At 38.7% G+C, this 15750-nt stretch carries 16 protein-coding genes; 9 read left to right on the top strand and 7 right to left on the bottom strand.

Annotated features, from left to right (window positions below):
* Window positions 1-158 precede the first annotated feature (158 nt).
* Window positions 159-1742: a glycerol-3-phosphate dehydrogenase/oxidase gene (locus G9H60_RS05490; protein WP_223143088.1), complete on the top strand. Its 1584-nt coding sequence runs from the start codon at window positions 159-161 to the stop codon at window positions 1740-1742.
* On the opposite strand, the gene G9H60_RS05495 is transcribed toward G9H60_RS05490, so the two are convergent.
* Window positions 1739-1960: a DUF2795 domain-containing protein gene (locus G9H60_RS05495; RefSeq protein WP_109324052.1), complete on the bottom strand. Its 222-nt coding sequence runs from the start codon at window positions 1958-1960 to the stop codon at window positions 1739-1741. The two genes, G9H60_RS05490 and G9H60_RS05495, sit on opposite strands and share 4 nt — an antisense overlap.
* Window positions 1961-2140: 180 nt before the next feature.
* On the opposite strand from G9H60_RS05495, the gene G9H60_RS05500 reads away from it, so the two are divergent.
* Window positions 2141-2899 carry a copper homeostasis protein CutC gene (locus G9H60_RS05500; RefSeq protein ID WP_223143089.1) on the top strand — a complete coding sequence of 253 codons (759 nt, stop codon included), beginning with the start codon at window positions 2141-2143 and terminating at the stop codon, window positions 2897-2899.
* On the opposite strand, the gene ftsZ is transcribed toward G9H60_RS05500, so the two are convergent.
* The 5 genes from ftsZ to G9H60_RS05525 all read right to left on the bottom strand — a co-directional run bounded on the left by ftsZ (window position 2896) and on the right by G9H60_RS05525 (window position 9349).
* Window positions 2896-4182 (bottom strand): cell division protein FtsZ, encoded by a 1287-nt coding sequence (ftsZ, locus tag G9H60_RS05505; RefSeq protein WP_223143090.1) that lies wholly within the window; start codon window positions 4180-4182, stop codon window positions 2896-2898. The genes G9H60_RS05500 and ftsZ overlap by 4 nt on opposite strands.
* 62 nt (window positions 4183-4244) lie before the next feature.
* Entirely contained in the window at window positions 4245-5735 is a 1491-nt protein-coding gene (locus tag G9H60_RS05510) for a M20/M25/M40 family metallo-hydrolase (protein WP_223143091.1), read from the bottom strand.
* A 102-nt stretch (window positions 5736-5837) separates the two neighbouring features.
* On the bottom strand, window positions 5838-6848 hold the full coding sequence (locus G9H60_RS05515; RefSeq protein ID WP_223143092.1) for a thioredoxin domain-containing protein: 1011 nt from the start codon (window positions 6846-6848) through the stop codon (window positions 5838-5840).
* Window positions 6849-6873: 25 nt separating this feature from the next.
* Window positions 6874-8412 (bottom strand): YifB family Mg chelatase-like AAA ATPase, encoded by a 1539-nt coding sequence (locus tag G9H60_RS05520; RefSeq protein WP_223143093.1) that lies wholly within the window; start codon window positions 8410-8412, stop codon window positions 6874-6876.
* Window positions 8413-8452: 40 nt separating this feature from the next.
* Window positions 8453-9349, bottom strand: coding sequence for a S66 peptidase family protein (locus G9H60_RS05525; RefSeq protein ID WP_223143094.1), 897 nt, complete (start codon window positions 9347-9349; stop codon window positions 8453-8455).
* A gap of 87 nt (window positions 9350-9436) precedes the next feature.
* Between G9H60_RS05525 and G9H60_RS05530 the strand changes: the two genes are divergently transcribed.
* From G9H60_RS05530 to G9H60_RS05540, 3 genes are read left to right on the top strand one after another with little or no spacing between them, the layout of a single operon-like run.
* Window positions 9437-10180, top strand: coding sequence for a glycosyltransferase family 2 protein (locus tag G9H60_RS05530; RefSeq protein ID WP_223143095.1), 744 nt, complete (start codon window positions 9437-9439; stop codon window positions 10178-10180).
* Window positions 10177-10971, top strand: a complete 795-nt coding sequence (locus G9H60_RS05535) for a polysaccharide deacetylase family protein (RefSeq protein WP_223143096.1) — start codon at window positions 10177-10179, stop codon at window positions 10969-10971. Before G9H60_RS05530 ends, G9H60_RS05535 begins: the two co-directional genes overlap by 4 nt.
* Window positions 10961-12130 (top strand): glycosyltransferase family 87 protein, encoded by a 1170-nt coding sequence (locus G9H60_RS05540; RefSeq protein ID WP_223143097.1) that lies wholly within the window; start codon window positions 10961-10963, stop codon window positions 12128-12130. Before G9H60_RS05535 ends, G9H60_RS05540 begins: the two co-directional genes overlap by 11 nt.
* Here the strand turns inward: G9H60_RS05540 and G9H60_RS05545 are convergent.
* Entirely contained in the window at window positions 12108-12437 is a 330-nt protein-coding gene (locus G9H60_RS05545; protein WP_223143098.1) for a DUF721 domain-containing protein, read from the bottom strand. The genes G9H60_RS05540 and G9H60_RS05545 overlap by 23 nt on opposite strands.
* Before the next feature lie 354 nt (window positions 12438-12791).
* Here G9H60_RS05545 and G9H60_RS05550 point away from each other — a divergent pair, with 354 nt between their 5' ends.
* The 4 genes from G9H60_RS05550 to G9H60_RS05565 all read left to right on the top strand — a co-directional run bounded on the left by G9H60_RS05550 (window position 12792) and on the right by G9H60_RS05565 (window position 15713).
* Window positions 12792-13628 (top strand): MotA/TolQ/ExbB proton channel family protein, encoded by an 837-nt coding sequence (locus G9H60_RS05550; RefSeq protein ID WP_223143099.1) that lies wholly within the window; start codon window positions 12792-12794, stop codon window positions 13626-13628.
* A 73-nt stretch (window positions 13629-13701) separates the two neighbouring features.
* Window positions 13702-14307: an ExbD/TolR family protein gene (locus tag G9H60_RS05555; protein ID WP_223143100.1), complete on the top strand. Its 606-nt coding sequence runs from the start codon at window positions 13702-13704 to the stop codon at window positions 14305-14307.
* An 84-nt stretch (window positions 14308-14391) separates the two neighbouring features.
* Entirely contained in the window at window positions 14392-14847 is a 456-nt protein-coding gene (locus G9H60_RS05560) for an ExbD/TolR family protein (RefSeq protein WP_317164319.1), read from the top strand.
* 44 nt (window positions 14848-14891) lie between these two features.
* Window positions 14892-15713: an energy transducer TonB gene (locus tag G9H60_RS05565; RefSeq protein WP_223143101.1), complete on the top strand. Its 822-nt coding sequence runs from the start codon at window positions 14892-14894 to the stop codon at window positions 15711-15713.
* Window positions 15714-15750: the final 37 nt, after the last annotated feature.

Here is a 15750-nt window from a genome sequence, read left to right on the forward strand (position 1 = left end):
ATTGTCCTTATTTTAATGGGGATAGACCCATCAAAGGTTTGCAAAATTATAAAATCTCTTTCATTTATATCAATATTAATGGAATCTTTTCGGTTTTATTTTCCTGATTCTTTAGTAAATTCGTCGGATTGCGGATTTTTCAAGCATAAATTTAGTTCATGGCATTTTCCCGGATTGATCAATTTCAAAAAATTAAAGCAAATGAATCGGAATATGATATTTGTATCATAGGGGGTGGAGCAACAGGTGCCGGGGTAGCGTTGGATGCGGTATTGCGTGGTTACAAAGTTTTATTGATTGAAAAAGGGGATTTTGCAGGACAAACCTCCTCGAAATCTACCAAATTAGTACATGGCGGTGTTCGTTACTTAGAGCAAGCTGTACGGAATGTTGATTGGCAACAATTTAAAATGGTGTATAAAGCTTTACATGAACGTAAAGTGATGTTGCAAAATGCACCACATCTAGCTCATCCATTGGCATTATTGACTCCCTGCTATTCTTGGTGGGACCGAGTTTATTATGGTATTGGGATGTGGTTATACGATCGAATTTCAGGAGTAAGCAATCTGAAAAATAGTCAAGGTTTAGGTAATCAGCGTATGGCGAAACTTCTTCCTAATCTGAAAGTGAAAGGGATGTCTGGTGGGATTTTGTATTACGACGGTCAGCTAAACGACGCACGCTACGCTTTGGCGATATTACAATCAGCCGAAAAAGAAGGTGCTGCCATATTAAACTATTGTGAATTAAGCCATTTTAGTTTAAGTCCCAAAAGCTTAAAAATCAAAAAGATACACTTTAAGGATTTAATTTCTGGAGATGAACATGAGGTAAGCTGTAAAGTAGTAGTGAACGCAACTGGACCTTTTACTGATCATATCCGCCAATTAGCCAATCTTAAGTTGAAACCCAGAATGAAAGTTTCACGAGGCGCTCATATCGTTTTACCTAATTCCTTTTGGTCAGGAGAAACAGCTTTATTAATTCCTAAAACAGACGACGGGCGGGTGGTCTTCATTATCCCTTGGAGAGATTATGTGCTTGTGGGTACCACAGATGAGCCTGATGAATTGTTGGAAGATCCTGCCATCAGAGCAGAGGAAGAAGCTTATTTATTGGATTACTTTAATCGTTTTGCCTTACAAAAGGCTAGCCAAGCAGATGTTTGTTCTGGTTTTGTAGGTCAAAGGCCTTTATTGCAAGTGGGACTTTCTAATGCCATGCAATCAGATACTAAGTCATTAGTCCGCGATCATGAGGTAGAAGTAGACCAAAGAAGTAAGTTAGTGAGTATTATGGGTGGGAAGTGGACAACTTATCGAGTAATGGCAGAAGATACGATGAATGTGGTAGAGGAAGAGGTTTTGCACCGTCATAAACAAAGCTGTCATACCAAAGATTATCTACTTTTTGGGGGAGATAAAATGGACGAGGAACTATGGAATAAACGAATTAAATCACTGAATATTAGCGAATTGAGTGCAAGTCATTTGCGTGAAATTTATGGTTTCACTGCTTTGAAAGTGTTGGAGCATTGTGAAGGAGAAAAAGGAGGATTGGAATTAATCCACAGCTCATTACCTTATTTACAAGGGGAGTTGAATTATTTGAAGAATTATGAAATGGCGGAATGTTGGGAAGATATTTTGTACCGCCGTTGGGGGATTAGCTTACGAGATCAAGCGAAGGGACAATTGATTATGGACATAAAAAAAGAGGCTTTCGCCTCCTTTCATTAATATTCGTCTTCGTTGAAGAAGAAGTCGTCTTTTGTTGGGTAATCCGGCCAAATCTCTTCAATGCTTTCAAAAGGTTGTCCATCATCCTCTAATTCTTGCAAGTTCTCTACTACTTCTAGTGGAGATCCTGTACGAATTGCGTAGTCAATTAATTCATCTTTTGAAGCAGGCCATGGTGCATCTTCTAAATAGGAGGCAAGTTCTAGTGTCCAGTACATATGTTTAATTTTAATTCTTAAAGATTCAAATTTTGGTCCTATTCTCTTTTAGATTCTTAAGAATCAAAGATTTATCGGACTGCAAAAGTAAAATAAAAAAATATTTATGAAAGATTTATTTTTTAAATTTTGAATAAATAAAAATAAACTGGTTTTAACGCTTACAGAGCCCCATTTTTTATGTCAAAATCCCGTACTATCTCGGTTGAAGTTTGTAGCTATTCCCTATATTCCTGTTTAGCAGCTGACCAGGCAGGAGCAGATCGAGTGGAATTATGTGCCTCCCCTTGGGAAGGAGGAACAAGTCCCTCTGCCGGTTTAGTGGTAGAAGCATTATCTCAAACTTCTTTGGGAATTCATGTGATGGTGAGAGCTAGAGGTGGCGACTTTTGTTATGATTCGCATGAAAAAAAAACGATGCTGGCCGAGATAGATCAATTTATTACTTTGGGTGTACATGGTATGGTTATAGGAGCACTTACACCGACTGGAGATATTGACATAAATTTTTTGAAGGAAGTCAAATACATTGTGGGAGAATCAGCTGAATTAACCTGTCATAGAGCTATCGATGTTTCCCGAGAGCCCATAGAAGTGATGGAAGCTTTGATTGAATTGGGCTTTGATCGTATTCTGACTTCGGGTCAAAAAAATAAAGCCATGGAAGGGATCGAGGCGATAGCCACTATGGTAGAAGCTTCCCAAGGAAGAATTCAGATTATGGCAGGAAGTGGAGTTAATCCTCAAAATTGCTTGCAACTCGTGGATGCGGGTGTGGATGCTGTTCATCTTAGTGCAAGAACCACACGCGAGTCGGACATGATCTACCGTAGACCAGGAATTTCCATGGGGGGAGTTGCAGAAATATCAGAATTTGAGATCGCTTATTCCAGTCAAGAAATTATCCGAGAAACGGTATTGAAAATCAAAAATTGTTAATCTTCGTATAAAGGAGTTTCAATCCATTCATCTTGTGGAATTCGACTCAAATCATACAAAGGAATTTGATTTCTTTGATAGGTAGGTATGGCAAAGTCGCTTTCATCTGGCCCGCCTTTTTTATAATGGTCTACCATTTTTTGGAAACGTACTTCTTCACTTTCAGTGGAGGCAGAGCTAGTAGATCCAAACTCATCAAATTCTACGGTGGCACCTGATGTCAGTGATGCTGGCTTATTAGCTGTTCCGTAGTGTCTAGTATCACTGAATAAGAAATCATCCAAAGCATTTTGCTCATGTTCAAATCCTGCAGCTATTACTGTTAAGTACAAATCTTCTCCTAAATCATCGTCAGTAGAGAAACCAAATTTCACCATATCTGCTTGGTCATTAATACGACCATTTAGGTATTCTATGATGATATTTTGCTCGCTCATAACTAGAGCGTGTTCTGTACTCGTAGACACTGTTACCAATATACGTTTGGCCCCTTTAATTTCTTGAGAATTCAATAAAGGAGATTCTAATGCTTCAGCAATGGCCTGAAATGCACGGTCTTCGCCTGTTCCTAAGGCAGAACTCATCATGGCTTGGCCTGCATTTTTCAATACCTTTTTTACGTCCATAAAGTCCGTATTGATATCCCCAGGTTTGGCAATAACGTCTACCACACTTTTTACCGCTTTGGCCAATACATCATCTGCTTTGGCAAAGGCATCTTTGACAGCTAGTTTCTCATAAATTTGAGCGAGCTTATCATTCATGACAACCAGTACAGTATCGCAATACGTTTTTAATTCTTGAATACCCGTTAAAGCATACTGGATTTTTTCACGACCTTCCCAGGCGTAGGGCGCAGTAACTACAGCTACCGTCAATAAGCCTCTTTTTCTGGCAATTTCGGCCACCACTGGAGCTGCACCTGTTCCTGTTCCTCCTCCCATACCAGCAGTGATGAAAAGCATTTCGGTGCCATTGGTTAATACCGCATTTATTTTTTCAATACTATCTAAAGCAGCTAATTTACCCACTTCTGGATCTGTTCCAGCTCCTAGCCCCTGTTCTCCTAATTTGATTTTGGTCTTAACAGGATTCGATGCCAAGGCTTGTGAATCTGTATTGCAAATAATCAAATCCGCTCCTTTGATCTTCATATTATCCATGTGGCGCACCGCATTGGAGCCGCCACCACCAATACCAATTACTTTGATGATGGATTTGAAGGAAGATTCAGGAACAATTTCCATTTTATGATCGAAAAAGGAAGGGTTCTGGTTATTCATAATGTTACAATGCTTTTAGGGAATTATCTACTAATTGAAATCTAAATCTAAATGGTATACTTTTAATCCTTACCCCAGCGCCATTCATTACCTAACTCTAAATCTCTTCTCAAATTTTGTTTGATAAAGAAATCACGAGTGGAGTAAAAATCTAGTTTTTTTGCTGGAATGGAGTTGGCATTGGCCACACCATATAACAGCATTGCTGTGTATTTTACGGTATTTTCTAATTCTTTTTTATTGACCAAATCAAATGAGTCACAGTTGGCATGATAGCAATCTAAAACTCGTTTTTCTAATCTACCCATGGGAGCACTCGCTGGTATTCCTTCTAGTAAAAACGACTGATGGTCAGAATGTAATCCAGCACTGTTGCTAATCTCATTTCCAAAAGCAGGGTCTATTGCCTTGATTTTATTACCAATTTCTTTCAACAAAGTAAGTAACTCGTCTCTTCCCCCGGCATTAAAACCAGAAACATTATTGGTCATGTCCAGATTAATCATATACACGATTTCATCAATTTCTCCCGTCTTTTTGGCTCTTTCAATGTAAGCCTTGGAACCAAGTAAACCCTCTTCCTCACCCATAAAGGCAACAAATTCAATGGTTCTTTTGCTTTTTAATCCCAAAGCCTTAAAGGTTCTAGCAATATCAATCACAGAAAAAGAACCAATTCCATTATCAATGGCACCGGTGGATAAATCCCATGAATCTAGGTGTCCTCCAATAATGATTTTTTCCTTGCGGTATTTTTTGTTATCTCCTTTTAATGTAGCGACCACATTGCGAGCTTTAATGGGTTTGCTCACATTATGCATTTCAATTAAACTCAAAAGTCCAGGTTGTTCCAACATCCACTTGCGGATTTCAAGTCCACTTTCCCAACTAATGCAAACCGCAGGAATGGATATCAAATTACCTGTCACAGAGGCTGTACCCGTTAGTAATACTTGGCCCTTGACCGTATTGACAAATATTACCCCTATAGCCCCATATTGGATAGCTAATGCTGTTTTTTCAGACCGGTGTAAGTTCTTTTGTCCAGGCTTGGGTTCAACCAAACCTATATTCATCACAGCCACTTTACCTTTGATTTGATCTTTTTTTGCTTCAAAATCCACATCAAGTCCATTTCCCATGTCCACCATGGTACCCGTAATATTAGCTTCTACCGGCGTCATAGCCAATGAAACGACCGGCACTTCTCTGAAATCGTCTGATTTAGGAGGGGCAATAGACAATGTTACTGTATCTCTAGCCCAGGCTTCTACTTGGAAACCTTGGAATTTAGTATCGCGAAAACCATATTTTTTAAAGAGGTTAAAAGCAAATTCCTCCGCTTTTTTTCCTTTTTCACTGCCAGTCAAGCGATGACCCAAGGTCTGACATGCCGTACCTAATGATGAATAAGCCAATGAATTTTGGTCAACCTCCTCTTTAATGCGCTTAAATACCGACTCTAAACTTTCTTCCCCACCGATAGTTGGTGTGAATCCAAAAGAAGTGATTAAGAAAACAAATACAAAGATGGATAATATACTTCTCTTCATGGATTAGTTTAAATAGGATGCAGGCGTATGATTCAGAAATTTACTTTTTTTTGAGCAAAATACCAATTCGTTTCAACAGGTTTTTACAGAAATAAACATTTATTAAAGCAAGCATTCAGTACTTCCCGGTTTTTTCAAAAGTTTACACCAAAACTCCTTTTCTTTTTCTGGAATCGCTTTTTCTCCGTAATAATTTTTAACCCTTACTACTGCTTGGTCAACCTGCTTTTTATCCAAATCAATTAACACTTCCAAGTAGATAAATCGTGCGGCAATTTGCTGAGGTTTTAATCCTATGGCCTGTAATCCATTTTTCAAACGCTGTAGTCGCTCAGGACTGTAGGTTCTAGCTCGACCACTGTATAAACTTGTCATGATTGTGTTTTCCGCCGTTTGTTTCACTTCCAAACTATCAAATTTACTTTCGTAGTTTTTTAAATGAGTGATGAAATGTTGGAAAAGGGCATTATTATCATCCATCATGACTTTTTGAATCAGCAAAAAACTGGTTTGCCCCTCATACTCCTCTGGCTTAATCAATTGAACTAAGTCATTGACCAAGGTCACATTTTTCAGCGTATCTAAACTTAAACGTGTGAAATAGGCAGCCGAAATCATGTTTTCTTTATTTCTCTCACCAGCAGTATATCTTTCGAGTAACTGAGCTTGGTTTTGCATCGGGTTTTTAGCCGCATCCAACAATTGAATTATACCTTTCACGGAATTAGTAGCCTCTCCAACAGGTTCTATATTCCAAACTTTCCCTTGGGGAGAAAAAACAATAAATGAAGGTGTTGACGGGATGAATATTTTGCGAGAACGTAAAAATGCATTGTTTTCTCGCTTGCTTAAATCTAACTGATAAGCATGGTAGTTTTTGTCTAAATACGTCTTGATAGCAGGTAAAGCCAAGGTTTTGTCATAGGCGATACAATGCGAACATGTGGGTAAAAAGGCTTCAAAAAATACCGGCATGTTTTCTTTTGCCGCTTTTTTGAATATTTCATCTAGGGAAATAAATGGTCTAAAAGATTTATTTTGATCAATTTTTTGTGCTAAAGTCGGTTGCAACAAGCACAAACTGAGAAATAGTATCAAAGAAGATAGGCGCATACACATATTTTTTTTCAAAAATACATCATCCTGCCCAATTTTCTCTATCTAAATTTCGATAGGTAATCGCTTCTGCAATATGTACTGACAGAATATTCTCCGACTTGGCTAAATCAGCAATTGTTCGAGCCACTTTCCGAATTTTGTCAAAGGCCCTAGCGGAAAGTTGAAGCTTGTCCATAGCCACTGCTAATAATTGTTGGGATCCTTCATCCATGGTGCAAAATTCATTCACCTGATGACTGGACATCATGGCATTAGAATGGATTTTGGGGTATGGTATGAAGCGATCTTGTTGAATTAGTCTGGCTTCCATGACTCTTTTTCTAACGTATTCGCTGGATTCAGAGGCTCGTTCTTGGCTCATTTCCTCAAATTGAACAGGAACAATTTCAATATGCATGTCTATTCGATCCAGCAAAGGCCCAGAAATGCGATTCAAATAGCGCTGAACTTGTCCTGGCCCACAAACGCAGTCTTTATTGGGGTGGTTGTAATAGCCACATGGACAAGGATTCATGCTGGCTACCAGCATGAAATTGGCAGGAAACTCCAAGGACCATTTAGCTCGGGAGATAAAAACTTTGCGATCTTCCAATGGTTGCCTCATTACTTCTAATGCATTTCTATTGAACTCAGGAAGTTCGTCAAGGAATAAGACACCATGATGAGCTAAGGATATTTCTCCAGGTTGAGGAAAAGATCCTCCTCCGACCAAAGCAGCATTGGAAATGGTATGATGTGGACATCGAAAAGGGCGATGGGTTAATAAGGAATGTTTGCCCATTAATTTCCCCGCTACAGAATGAATTTTAGTCACTTCCAAAGCTTCAGTTAATGAAAATGGAGGGAGAATGGTGGGTAGCCTTTTTGCTAACATGGTTTTCCCAGCTCCAGGAGGTCCAATCATAATGAGGTTATGCCCTCCAGCAGCAGCAATTTCAAAGGCTCTTTTGACACTTTCTTGTCCTTGTACCTGCGAAAAATCTACATCAAACACATCCTGAGTTTGATTGAATAGAGCATGAACATTGACTTGCGTAGGAGCAAGGGTAATTTTACCTCGGATGAATTGGATAGTTTCCCTGAGATGGCTTAGTCCGAATACCTCAATTCCTTCTACCATAGCTGCCTCTACTGCATTTTCTTCAGGTAAAATAAGCTTGGTAATACCACGACTTTTTGCTTCTAAAGCCATGGGCAATGCCCCTTTTATTGGTCGTATGCTTCCATCAAGAGCCAGTTCGCCCATGATAACATATTCATCAAGCCCCTTTAATTCAACTTGTTCTGATGCTTCTAAAATGGACAGAGCAATGGGTAAATCGTAGGCAGATCCTTCTTTTCGAATATCTGCGGGAGCTAGATTAATGATGACTTTCCTTCGAGGGAAAAAGAAGCCATTATTTTTTAAGGCAGATTCTACCCGTTGAATGGATTCTTTGATAGTGGAATCGGGTAGTCCGACTAAATAACATTTACTTCCTTGCCCCACATGCGTTTCAATGGTGATTAGGTTGGCAGATACACCGAATACGGCACATCCATAGGTTTTGGCTAACATGGTTTTTTGTTAGGCAAATTAGCAGGAAAGCATATAGAACTTAATCAGTTAATTGGACATTATCAGCATTTACCAATAGCTTGATTTTTTTACCAAAAACTAAGGGGAAATTTTGAGCAATATGTCCCGATGGAAATTCAAAGGCAATGGGATATTGGCTGCCTGCTGTATGTTCTAATATAATTTGATTGACCGTTTTTCCCACACTTAAGCCCGCTTCTTTGCAGTCGCTAAACCCACCTACAATCAATCCAGCTAAATGATCTAACAAACCAGCTCTTTTTAGTTGTAAAACCATGCGGTCAATGTGGTATAAATTTTCTCCTACATCTTCCAATAATAAGATGTTTCCTGCAAAATCTGGAAGGCTTTTACTTCCAATAAGGTGCACAATCAAGGATAGATTACCTCCTACGATTCCGGCCTCAGCTTGACCTAATTTATTTTCAGGTTCAGAGGGGATTTCAATCTGAATTTTTCCTTCAAAAAGTAAACTGCGAAGACTTTCTAGCGCTTCATCTCCACCTACTTGGCAGAAATTATGTGGCATTGGGCCGTGAATACTAGCGATATCTAGTTGAGCTACATGATTTAGAATCGCAGTAATGTCGGAGAATCCTATTATCCATTTAGGATGATGAACGAATGTATTAAAATTCAAACGATCTAAAATTCGGCTAGAACCGTAACCTCCTCTAATAGGAAAAATGGCTTTAATATTAGGGTCATCTAGGGCTAGCTGAAAATCGCTAAATCGCTCTTCATCACTTCCTCCAAACCCAAAATAGTGGGATAATGCATTGGGAGCAAGACGTACTTTCAAGCCCCAAGATTCTAAAATTTCCACCCCTTGCTTCCACTGATCACTCTTTGGATGTGAGGCAGGAGACACTAAAATCACTTCATCGCCAGGACGTAATAAAGGAGGAGTTTTCATGTTGGATAGAATGGTAGGCAAATATGAATTATTTTTCCCTTTAACCCAAGCCTTAATTTTCGTATTATTGCAAAAAATTATCCCTGTTTGACTACTCCAAAGACAAATAAAAGCTTAGACCTGGTTCATCCATGTTACAACCCTCATTCGGGCTGGGCGGAGGATTTAATTCGTCATTATACTTTGTTTATGTCGCGTATTCCTTCTGATGTGGAGGTGAATGTTTATGTGGTGGATGATGGAAGTAAGCATGGGGTCAAAGCAGAGGATATAGCTGCTTTGCAACAAACCATTCCACATTTTACCTTTATTCCATTAAGTCAAAATCTAGGAAAGGGCGGTGCTTTAAGGCATGCCATTCGTCAATGCAAAGGAGATTTGGTTATCTATACTGATGCTGATTATCCTTACCGAATGGAAAATGCTTGGGAAATGTATCGAAGGCTAGAACAAGGGCAAGCGGATGTAGTAGTGGGTGTTCGAGATGAACAATATTATGATCAATTACCTTTTCGCAGGAAGATTTTTTCTCTTTCCCTCAAATTGATGAATTACTTATTTTTTCCAAGTCTAAAAGTTAAAGATACTCAGTCAGGCTTGAAAGGATTTAATGCCAAAGGGAAAGCTCTTTTTCTAAAAACCACCATAGCAGCCTTTCTCTTTGATATGGAATTTTTGGTATTAGTGTCCAAACAAAAGGATATACAGATGGAATGGATATACGTGCAGGTGCGTGAAGGAATACACTTTTCTACCATGAAACCTAAAACCATTTTAACAGAGTTATTCAATTTTGTTTCCATATTAATCCGAGGCGTCTTTTTTAAATGAAACAAGCCCCCGCCATTTTATTGACCATTGATGTGGAAGAATGCGATATTCCATTGGAGTACGGTTATTCACTGGATTTAGAGGAGCAATTGGATCAATCTAGAAAGGGATTGGCAGAATTCATGTCAGTTATTTCGCAAACACAAGTTCCTTGTACTATATTTTGTACAGGAGTGTATGCTCAGCATAATTCAGAATGGATCAAAGGACTTGATGCCAAGCATGAATTAGCTTCGCATGGATTTTATCATAGTAAGTTTGAGCCCCAGACAGACTTATTATCTTCACGACTGCTTCTAGAAGAACTAAGTGGAAGAAAAGTCGTTGGATTTAGAATGGCTAGAATGCAGCATGTGGAAGAAGCCGATATATTGAAAGCAGGATATACCTATCATTCATCATTGAATCCAACTTGGATTCCGGGCAGGTATAATCACCTCAAAGCATCTAAACTGCCTTTTTTTGAAAAAGGACTTTGGAACATACCTGCTTCGGTCACTCCCAATTTTAGGATTCCTTTATTTTGGTTAGCCTTTAAAAATTTCCCCTTATGGGTTTACAAACAAATGTGCAAGGAAACCTTACTGAAACATGGCTTTTTGAATTTGTATTTTCATCCATGGGAATTTGCAGATTTATCCAAATATCCATTGCCAGCTCATGTAAGTCGAGGTTCAAAAGGTGAATTGGTATCCAAGTTGAAATCCTTGATTTTGTATTTGCAAGAAGAAGGACTGGGAGAGTTTATGACGATGGAAAATTTTGTCAAGCAATTAGAAAATGGAAAATAAACCTGCATTTTATGCTCGCTACGAGTTTTTATTAGGACTATGGCTATTTGCGGGCCTTTTTACTGGGATTAAACAATATAGTCTTGGGGAGATTAATTCCCACATCAATAATTTCATCATTTTCAAATCGAGTTACGGTCATTTCTTGCAAAGAATGCCCTTGTATCTAGAGTACCCTAAGGAATATTTCGATTTATACTTGTACGGACCCATTTTTGCCATTTTGATGGCTCCATTTGCATGGTTGCCAACTAGCATCAGCGTGACAGTTTGGAATGTTGTCAATGCCTTGGTACTTTTTTTAGCGGTTTGGAACTTACCGTTGGATGAAAGGAAGCGGGTTGCCATTTCCTGGATAATAATGAACTCGAGCATGACGGCCTTGTTGAATACCCAATTTCACCCATTGTGCATTGCGTTGATTTTATGGTCATACATCTGCATTCATCGAGGACAAGATGCATGGGCAGCCCTGTGGATAGTCTTAGGAATTTGTATCAAATTATATGGGATTGTAGGACTTGCCTTTTTCTTTTTTTCAAAAAAACCACTTCGCTTGGCAGGATATTTGATTTTTTGGATGTTGTTGGTCTTATTTATTCCCATGATTTTAGGAGGCTGGGATTATGGAATGTCGACCTACCAAGGTTGGAGAGAGGTGTTGACGCACAAAAATGAGTTAAATATAGACATCCGCAACTTACGTACAGATGTCTGCGTGATGGGAATGTTTCGTCGCTGGACAGGGGATAGCACTTTATCTAATTTATGGTTTTTGATTCCATCGATGGCATTGAATGTATTTGTCTTTTTTCAGGTGAAAAAATGGAAGGATTTATCATTTCAATTAAGAATGCTGGCTTTTGTGAGCATTTATTTGATGTTGGCGAGTACAGGAACAGAGTCACCAACCTTGATCATGGCCTTTCCTGGAGTAGGGATTTGGTTTGTATTAGGGGAGAAATCGAGAGCTCGGTGGGTATTGTTATTGATTACATTAATCATTTCTAGCTTTTCACCAACAGATTTATTTCCAAAATGGCTTAGAAATGAATGGATTAATCCATTGGGACTGATGATTTTACCCCTGTTTATAGTGTGGTTAGCTATAGCTTGGGACCTAGTGAAAAAATCACCTACAGAAACACCACATCCTTAATTAAATCAGTTTTTGCGTGTTTGTTGATTAGGTCAATCATTTTCTGTTTAGCCATCATCAGTTCTTTTTTTAAAGGAGCAGAATTGATTTGTAAAAACAGCTTTTGCTGGTGTACATACACTTTCTGGGTACGGGCAGCAATGGGTTTTCCCATGATTTCTTCCCAATGTGCACTCACAAAAGTTTCATCGTATTTTCCCTGTATTTGATACACTTTGAGCATGGCCTCGATTACCTCCTTTAAAGAATGGCTAGATTCTTTGCGAGTGGAGGGTTTAATCCGTTTTGGATAAAAGGGAGAATCCATGTGATAAAAGGTTGTTTTGGAGTTTAAAGTTAGAATTTTTAAGGGGGACTTTCGTCGATTTAGCGGTTTAAATTAATTTTTTTTCATTTTTTTTTAATTTTTTAATTCTCGAAAAAGTACCTAATAAAGGGACATATTTAGATTAAAATATCAGGATAGTACAATAGGCCTACATGTGATATGAAAAAAATGAGAACTTTTTAGATAAACCCGTGTAAAAATTAATTAAGAATTGCATTACTTTTGCCTTTACTGAAAAAAACAGCGGACGCTTAGAAATCTATGAAAACTGCTACGTTGTATTTTCGCGAGTTTTATTTTTAAATAATTCTTTAACCCCAAATTACCAAACTAATGAGTACACAACAACCAAAGCCAGCTGCTAAGCCAGCTGCACCCGAAAAAAAATCTGGCGGAATTTCTGCAGGTTTAATTCTTGTCATTCTATTCGTCATTGCATTATTGATTTTCCAATTCATTATGGGTGATGGCTCTCACTTCGAAGGTGGAACCAATGAAGGTCACCCAATTCCAGGCGATTACTTTGGTATCGTGTACAAAGGTGGTGTGATTGTGCCCGTGTTAATGACTTGTTTCTTGACAGCTTTAACATTCTCAATTGAGCGTTTAGTTACAATTGGTAAAGCAAAAGGAACTGGTGATGTTAACGCATTCGTTCGTGGTATCCAAGCTGCTTTAGACAAAGATGATGTTGAAGGCGCATTGAAAGCTTGCGAAAAGCAAAAAGGTTCAGTAGGAAACGTAACTCTTTCTGCTGTTAAAAAGTATAAGCAATTGATTTCTGATGGTTCTTTAGATAAAGAGCAAAAATTATCAGCATTAAGTAAAGAAGTTGAAGAAGCTACTTCATTGGAATTACCAATGTTGGAGAAAAACTTGACTATCATTGCAACTTTAGCGTCAGTATCAACTTTATTGGGTCTATTAGGAACAGTAGTTGGTATGATCAAGGCGTTCTCTGCATTAGGTAACTCAGGAGGATCAACAGATGCATCTGCTTTAGCAAATGGTATCTCTGAGGCTCTTGTAAATACAGCATTAGGTATTGGTACTTCAGCTATCTGTATCATCGCTTACAACGTTTTCACATCTAAAATTGATGAGTTGACTTACAGCATTGATGAGATTGGTTTGAGCGTTAACCAAAACTATGCTACGCATCACAATTAATATTTGAACCCATGCGGAATGAGTTTTTCATTCTGATTTATTATTTTTTTCACCGTTCAAAATAAAAATTGTTATGCCAAAAGTTAAAGCCAAACGACATAGTGTTTCACTCGATATGACAGCGATGTGTGACGTGGCTTTTCTTCTGCTTACGTTCTTCATGTTAACAGCGAAGTTCCGTCCAGAAGAGGCAGTTACGATTACACCACCATCATCTATTTCAGAGAAAGCTTTGAATACGAAAGATGGTATGTTAACCATCAGTGTTTCCAATGAGGGAGGGGTTTATTTGGCAACTGATGATCAAATGGCTAGGGAATTTATGTTAGAGCGCATGGCTAATCGCTATGGTGTAGCTTTAACAGGCGAAATGAAGAAGAACTACATGAGTTCTGAAATCGTCGGATACCCTGCTGGTGCGATGCGTCAGGTGTTGAATATGAAACCTTCGGAAGCTAAGGATAAAGGATTTGTAAAAGGTATACCTATTGATTCATCTAACAATGAATTATCCTATTGGGTAGGTTATGCCAAATTATCCAATCCCGAGTTGAAGGTTGCAATCAAAGGAGATCAAAATTCGAGCTACAAAGTATTTGCTGATGTAATCGGTACATTACAAGCTCAGAATATTAACATCTTCCAGTTGATTACAGCTCCTGAGAATAAACCAAAATAATTTACATTCTAATTCGAAAAAGAAATGGCAGAAATAGATAGCTCCGGTGGGGGTAAGAAAGGCGGGAAGAAGCGAAGTAAAAAAATGTCAACCAAAATTGACATGACACCAATGGTGGACTTAGGCTTTCTTCTTATCACTTTCTTTATGTTGACGACTACGTTGGCAAAGCCCGTTACCATGCAATTAAACATGCCTGATAAAACGGATACAAAGGAAACTTCACCTGTTAAATTGTCGGAAACACTTACCGTGTGTCCAGATGAGAACAAGGTGTATTACTACCAAGGTATCCCAACTGAAGCAGGCACCAAGTTAGAGGTGACCGATTATTCTGACACGGGAATCCGTAAAGTTATCACGGATTTGAAGGCTAAAGTTGGAAGCAACTTTACTCTGGTAATTAAGCCAACTAAAAAAGCAAAATACCGTAACATGGTAGATATGTTGGATGAATGTGCAATTACTAATAACAAGCGTTATGCATTATTAGAAATTGATCCAGATACAGAAGCCTTAATTAAACGTTCAGGAAAGTAATTTGGTCAAAAGCCTTTTAAATTAATTTTTAAATAACATAAACTATGTCACAAGTAATAAGCCAAGATGCTACATTAGATGACATTATCTTTAAAGATAAGAACCGTGAGTATGGTGCTTTTCTTTTAAGGACAACGTATCCTAAGGTCATCAAGCGGTCTGTATTACTAGGCTCAGCACTTTTTGTTGGTGCATTGTTATTGGCAGCATTCTGGAAACAGTTAACTGCCTCTAATACTGAGAAAACAGAGGTGACAGCCGAAGTAATGAAATTGGACACTCCTCCTCCACAGAAGAAGGTTGAGTTGCCACCGCCACCACCGCCGCCACCACCAAAAGAAATTCCTAAGGTGACGACAACTAAATTCTTACCTCCTGAAATCAAGCATGATGAAGAGGTGACTAAGCCTGAGCCACCACCAGAAGAGGTACGTGGTAATACAGCTAGTGAAACGGTTAAAGGTGAAACGGAGAATTACGAACCTCCTGTAGATCCAGATGCTAAAGGAAAAGAAGAGCCAGTTGAGCCACCAAAACCTGCTGAAGAGGAAATCTTTACAGCGGTAGAGCAACAAGCAGAATTCCCTGGTGGACCTGCGGCTTTCGGACGTTTCTTGCAGAAAAACTTGAAGTATCCATCTGCTGCTCAACGTGCAAACGTAGGCGGTAAAGTATATGTTCAATTCGTAGTAAATACGGATGGATCTATCCAAGATGTTACTGTATTGAAATCTGTAGGATTTGGTTGCGACGAAGAAGCGATGCGTGTAATTAAGTCTGTACCAAAATGGACTCCTGGTAAACAATCAGGTCGTGCGGTACGTTCTCGATTCACTCAGCCGATTACTTTCGTACTTTCCGAATAATCGATTTACTCTTTATTTTTCAGACCTGCTAAGTTTT

This window comes from Aquirufa aurantiipilula, from assembly GCF_019923745.1.
GTDB lineage: Bacteria > Bacteroidota > Bacteroidia > Cytophagales > Spirosomataceae > Aquirufa > Aquirufa aurantiipilula.